Below are 1016 nucleotides of genomic sequence, written 5' to 3'. Positions count from 1 at the left end.
CCCACCACCCGCCCGTTCCACCACACGGTCGGCCCCACGTTGCCGCTGCGGTCGAAGAGCGGGGGCCGTAGCTCAGGCGCCAGATACCAGTCCCGCTGTCGCCACCCCATCGCCGTCGGATCGAGGGCGGGCAGCAGCGCGGCCCAGGGCTCCGCCGGCCCGGCCACCGGCTCGTCGTCCCCCGCCGTGACCCACCCCGTGCCCTCGTCCAGGGCCACCGTCTCCGCCCCGATCGCGGTCAGCGCCCGCCGGACGTCCGTCACCTTCCAGCCCGTCCACCACTTCAGGTCGTCCTCCGTGGCCGGCCCGCACACCGCGAGCCAGCGGCCGAGCAGGTCCGCCTGCGCCTCGGCGACGTCGAGTTCGGGATGTGCGGGTGCCACCGCCCAGCGGAACTGCGAGGACGTCCAGGAACCGAGCGGCCGCCCCCGTACGACCTTCCCCTCGGCGCCCAGCACCTTCAGCAACCGCGTCGAGACGGTGTGGAAACCCTCGTAGCTCTTCCCCGCGGAGTACACGAACCGCTCCCGCAACCGCGGCTCGTCCAGGGCGAGTTCGGATGCCGTCGCCTCGCCCCGCCGCCCGAGCGCGGCAAGCGCCGACTCCTCGACCTCCGCCAGCCACACGGCATCCGGCGCCCCCGCCCTGGCCATGTCCTTGACCAGCGAGGCACGCTCCCGCGCGGCGACGGTGACGCCGGTCGAGGCATGCACGACCGCGACGAGATCGGCGGGGAACACGAACACGGTGTGCCGCATGCCGTGCATCCGCACCAGCACCCGGTCGTCGTACAACGCCCGCTCGGTCTCACCCACGGTCTTCACCGACTCCGCCAACCGGGCCCCCACCGCCAGATACACGGCCGCCGGATCACTCCCGTGCCTGTATCTTATACACCTCTGACCCTGCCGACGACAAGGATAGTGTAGACCTCGAGGCGCGCCGTACCACTAGAAAAAAAAGCATGACTGAATACGGCCTCACGACTCCAACCACATATCATACTTATGCCACCG

The 1016-nt window shown here is 70.5% G+C and carries 1 pseudogene; it reads right to left on the bottom strand.

What is annotated here, in order from left to right:
• Positions 1-881: pseudogene (locus HLK59_RS50170) on the bottom strand (winged helix DNA-binding domain-containing protein); the annotation flags it as partial.
• Positions 882-1016 lie beyond the last annotated feature (135 nt).

The sequence above is a fragment of the Streptomyces sp. S3(2020) genome, from assembly GCF_013044505.1.
Classification (GTDB): Bacteria; Actinomycetota; Actinomycetes; order Streptomycetales; family Streptomycetaceae; genus Streptomyces.
This window is presented reverse-complemented; position numbering and strand designations above follow the sequence as displayed.